At 69.2% G+C, this 4,918-nt stretch carries 5 protein-coding genes; all 5 read left to right on the plus strand.

The window, feature by feature from the left end:
- Positions 1 to 256: 256 nt before the first annotated feature.
- The 5 genes from AAHM44_RS24645 (at position 257) to AAHM44_RS24665 (ending at position 4,778) form a co-directional block, all read left to right on the plus strand.
- Positions 257 to 598, plus strand: a complete 342-nt coding sequence (locus AAHM44_RS24645; RefSeq protein ID WP_342251641.1) for a c-type cytochrome — start codon at positions 257 to 259, stop codon at positions 596 to 598.
- A 3-nt stretch (positions 599 to 601) separates the two neighbouring features.
- Positions 602 to 2,017, plus strand: a complete 1,416-nt coding sequence (locus AAHM44_RS24650) for a D-arabinono-1,4-lactone oxidase (protein WP_342251642.1) — start codon at positions 602 to 604, stop codon at positions 2,015 to 2,017.
- A complete protein-coding gene (locus AAHM44_RS24655) occupies positions 2,010 to 3,296 on the plus strand; it encodes an alanine racemase (protein ID WP_342251643.1) in 1,287 nt (428 codons plus the stop codon). Before AAHM44_RS24650 ends, AAHM44_RS24655 begins: the two co-directional genes overlap by 8 nt.
- A gap of 106 nt (positions 3,297 to 3,402) precedes the next feature.
- Positions 3,403 to 4,320, plus strand: a complete 918-nt coding sequence (locus tag AAHM44_RS24660; RefSeq protein ID WP_269576007.1) for an alpha/beta fold hydrolase — start codon at positions 3,403 to 3,405, stop codon at positions 4,318 to 4,320.
- On the plus strand, positions 4,317 to 4,778 hold the full coding sequence (locus AAHM44_RS24665; protein ID WP_342251644.1) for a cupin domain-containing protein: 462 nt from the start codon (positions 4,317 to 4,319) through the stop codon (positions 4,776 to 4,778). Before AAHM44_RS24660 ends, AAHM44_RS24665 begins: the two co-directional genes overlap by 4 nt.
- The last annotated feature ends 140 nt before the right edge of the window (positions 4,779 to 4,918 follow it).

The following is a 4,918-nucleotide window of genomic DNA, read 5'->3' on the forward strand; positions in this document are numbered from 1 at the left end:
CCGGGGTGCGGGCGCGGGGTTTTTTTTCTTTGGGGGGGGGGGGGGGGCCGCCGCGCCCCCCCCTTCGGGTATCGGACAATGCTTGGTTCGCTTGGTCGGCCACCCAGTCCCCCTCGCGTACGGCTCTTGACCGGATTAGCGATGACTATTAGTTAGCCATGACTAATTTATAGTGTCAATGGGGGTGCGCATGGCCTTGCCGCGGGGGGAATTGCGTGGGGCTTCTGGCTGGAGGGCAGGGGCGCGAAGCCTGGCCGTGGCGAGCCTGGTTGCGCTGTCCGCCTGTGGCGGTTCCACCGGAACGCCCGCTGCCCGCCCGTCGCCGATCACCGAGGCGCAGAGCGCGGCGATGCAGCCCGGCGATACGCACCTCGCCCAACTCTACGAGACCTCGTGCAAGGCCTGCCACACTGTGCGCGACACCGGCGCGCCGCTGACCGGCGACCGCAATGCCTGGGATCCTCGCTGGGCCAAGGGCGAGCAGGAGCTCACCCGCAACGCCGTGGCCGGGCTGAACGGCATGCCGCCGGGCGGGCAATGCTTCGCCTGCAAGCCCGAGGATTATGCCGCGCTGATCCGCTTCATGGCGGGGCGCTGAGCGATGGCCCGGATTTCGCGCCGCGCGCTGCTGGTCGGTGGGGGTGTGGTCGGTGCGGGGGCGCTGACCGCAGGGGGGCTTGCCGGTCGCCGGCTCTGGCTCGACCGCGAGCCCCCCGAACCGCCGCTCGCCGACAAGGCGGGCAACCTGCTGTGGCGCAACTGGGCGGGCACCGCGCAATCCTATCCCGCCAGGCGCGCCGCGCCCGCCAGCGAGGACGAGCTGGTCGCGCTGCTCAAGTCCGGCCCGGCGCCGGTGCGCCCGGTCGGCTCGGGCCATTCCTTCTCGCAGCTGGTGCCGACCGAGGGCACCTTGCTCACGCTCGACGGGCTGACCGGCCTGGTCAGCCATGATGCTGCGAAGCATCAGGCGACGGTCTGGGCCGGCACCCGCCTGCGCGAGCTGGGCAGCGCGCTTGCCGCGATCGGGCAGGAAATGCCCAATCTGCCGGACATCAACAAACAGTCGCTCGCCGGCGCGCTGGCGACCGGCACGCACGGCACCGGCAAGGGGTTGAAGGCGCTGCACGGCGAAGTGATCGCGATGCGGCTGGCGACGCCCGCGGGCGAGATCCTCGACTGCGACGCCACCCGCAATGCCGACATCTTCAACGCCGCCCGGGTCAATCTCGGCGCTTTCGGGGTGGTGACCCAGGTCACGCTGCAGAACTGGCCGCTCACCCGCGTGCGCAAGCGCGTCGAGATCCGGCCTACCCGCGAAGTGCTCGAGGACTGGCCCGCCTTGCGCGCCCGGCACCGCAATGCCGAGTTCCTCGTGCTGCCTTTCACCAATCGCTGCGCGGTCATCACCCATGACGTGACCAGCGACCCGGTCCAGCCGCGCGGCCCCGATGCGGACGCTGAGACGCTGATGAGCCTCAAGACGCTGCGCGATGTGTTCGAGTTCGCCCCCGGCTTTCGCCGCACCATCGCCGCGCGCGAGCTCGACCGCATCGCGCCGGAGATCGCGGTCGACGAAGGCTGGAAGCTGCTCTCCAACGAGCGCCCGGTGCGCTTCAAGGAGATCGAATATCATGTGCCGATCGAGGCGCATGTCGCCGCGCTGCGCGAGGTGATCGATGCGGTCGAGACGCATCGCCGTGACGTGTTCTTCCCGTTCGAGGCGCGGATCGTCGCCGCGGACGATGCCTGGCTCTCGCCCTTCTACCAGCGTGAGAGCGGATCGGTCGCGGTCCATGCCTATTACAAGGAGGACCACGACTTCTTCTTCGCCCTGATCGAGCCGATCCTGCGCCGCCATGGCGGGCGCTCGCACTGGGGCAAGATGAACTCGCTGGGCGCACAGGACTTCGCCGCGCTCTATCCGCGCTGGCGCGATGCGATGGAGATCCGCCGCACGCTCGATCCGCAGGGGCGGATGCTCAACCCCTATCTGAAGGCTATTCTGGGACATGGCTGACGCTCCTGAAAAGACGCGCCGCTTCGGCCGCCGGGCAATGATCGTCGGCGGCGCGGCGGTGGTCGCCGGCGGCATCGGCGTCGCGGCGTTGCGCAAGGGCGACCGGGGCGGCGCGCATGACGCCTATTTCCTCAAGCTGAGCAGGGCGCTGCGCGACGCCGGCATCGCGCATCCCATCCTAGTGGTCGATCGCCAGCGGCTGGATCACAATATCGCCGCCGCGAAGAAGGTGCTGGCGCCGTCGCGCCTGCCGCTGCGCGTGGTGGTCAAGTCGCTGCCCGCGCCGGGACTGATCGGCCATGTCATGGCCGGCATGGGCACCAACCGGCTGATGGTGTTCAACAGCGCGATGCTGGCCGACATGGCGCGGTCGCATCCCGATGCCGACCTGCTGCTGGGCAAGCCGCTGCCGGCGATCGAAGCCGCGGCGTTCCTGCGCAGCCACAGCCCGGAGGCCGGCGCCAGGGTGCAGTGGCTGGTCGATACCCCTGAGCGGTTGGTCCAATATGCCGGGATCGCGCAGGGCATCGGCCGCCCGATCCGTGTCGCATTCGAGATCGATGTCGGTCTGCACCGGGGCGGCTTCCCCGACTCGGAGAGCCTGGCCAGGGCGGTGGCGCAGGCGCGGGCCAACCCGCTGCTCAGCCTCTCCGGGCTGATGGGCTATGACCCGCATGTCGTGAAGATGCTCGATCCCGACGCCGCCTATGCCGAGGCGCAGAGCCGCTATCGCAAATCAATAGCAGCGATGAGGTCTGCCGGAATCGACCTCGCGGGGCTCACCCTCAACGGTGCCGGCAGCCCCACCTATGCGCTCCATGCCGGCAAGGGCACGGTGGCGAACGAAGTCTCGGTCGGCTCGGCCTTTGTGAAGCCGGTGGACTTCGACGTGTCCACGCTCGAGCCGCATCTGCCCGCCGCCTTCATCGCCACGCCGGTGATCAAGGCACAGCAGCGCTTCCGCCTGCCGGGCTATGAATGGCTATCCGGGCCGATCAACTTCTTCGATCCGAACACCGAGAAGGGCTTCTTCGTCTATGGCGGCCACTGGCTCGCCACGCCGGTCTCGCCGCCGGGGCTTGAATATAATGGCTTGTTCGGCCGGTCGAGCAACCAGGAGCTGCTCACCGGCTCGGCAAGGGTCGCGCTGCACCCGGACGACTATGTCTTCCTGCGCCCGAACCAGAGCGAGGCGCTGTTCCTCCAGTTCGGCGACATCGCGCTGTTCGATGGGCAGCGCATCGTCGATCGCTGGCCGACGCTCCCGGTCTCGGCCTGACTTTACCCGTCCGGGTAACGTCTGGCGCCCGCACTGGCATTGAGACGGGCAGGCGGGCCGGACACTCTCCTCGCGAAAACCGGATCCCAGGCTCGAGGAAGTCCCAATGCTCAAATCCCTTCTCATGGCGACGGCACTTTGTGTCGCCGCGCCCGCCGTCGCGCAGGTCGCGCCGTTCCCGGCCGCCTTCAAGACGCAGGAAATCGCCACGAACGGCACCACCATCCATGTCCGCGTCGGCGGGCACGGCCCCGCCGTGCTGCTGCTCCATGGCTATGGCGAGACCGGCGACATGTGGTCCCCGCTCGCCGCCGCGCTCGACGACGATCACACCGTGATCGTGCCCGATCTTCGCGGCATGGGCTTGTCCGCCCATCCCGCCGGCGGGTTCGACAAGATGAACCAGGGACGCGACATGCAGGGCGTGCTCGCCGCGCTCGGCATCCAGAAGTTCGATCTCGTCACGCACGATATCGGCAACATGGTCGGTTTCGCCCTTGCCACCCAACAGCCCGACCGGGTCGGCCGCTTCGTGCTGATCGACGCGCCGGTGCCGGGTGTCGGTCCCTGGGAAGAGATCCTCAAGAACCCGCTGCTCTGGCATTTCCGCTTCGGCGGACCGGACATGGAGCGCCTCGTCGCCGGGCGCGAGCGGATCTATCTCGATCGCTTCTGGAACGAGTTCTCCGCAAATCCGGCGCGGTTCGACGAGAAGTCGCGCCAGCACTATGCCGCGCTCTACGCACGACCCGGCGGCATGCATTCCGGCTTCGCCCAGTTCGCGGCCTTCGACCAGGACGCGGTCGACAACCGCGCCTGGCTCGCCACCGGTGCGAAGCTGAACATGCCGATCCTCGCACTCGGCGGCGAGAAGTCGTTCGGGCTGACCATGGCCGCGGTGATGCGCGCCGGCGCCACCAACGTGACCGAAGGGGTCGTCCCCGATTCCGGCCACTGGATCATGGAGGAAAACCCCGCCGCCACGGTCAAGCTGGTGAAGGCCTTCCTGGAGTCCGGCCGATGAGGATGTCCCTGCTTGCCGCCGGTATCGTGCCGTTCGCGCTGCTGACCAGCCTCTCCGCCCACGCCCAGCAGGTGCGGCTGACGCCGGCGGAGATCGAGGCGCTGGCAAAGGGCGGGGCAGGGCCGGGGACCTCCGGTGTCGCCGGCATCCGCACCACCGTGCTGCTCGGCGATCCCACCAAGGCCGGCCCCTACACGATCGAGATCCGGGTGCCCGCGCATACCCGGATCCAGGCGCACACCCACCGCGACGAACGCAGCGCGGTGGTCGTCAGCGGTACCTGGTATTTCGGCTATGGCGCCACCGCCGACGAAGCGAAGGTGAAGGCCTTGCCGCCGGGCAGCTTCTATACCGAAGGCGCGAACGATGCGCATTTCGCCCTGACGCGGGACGAACCGGCGATCGTCTATATCAGCGGCTGGGGGCCGACCGACACGGTTTACACCGCCAAGCCCTGAGCCATCGAGGGTGCAGCCGCTACTTTACGGTTCCCGGGGGGGGGGGGGGGGGGGGGGGGGGGGGGGGGGGGGGGGGGGGGGGGGGCGGGGGGGGGGGGGGGGGGCGGGGGGGGGGGGGGGGGGGGGGGGGGGGGGGGGGG

It is taken from the genome of Sphingomonas sp. OTU376 (assembly GCF_038440415.1).
Lineage (GTDB): Bacteria > Pseudomonadota > Alphaproteobacteria > Sphingomonadales > Sphingomonadaceae > Sphingomonas > Sphingomonas kyeonggiensis_A.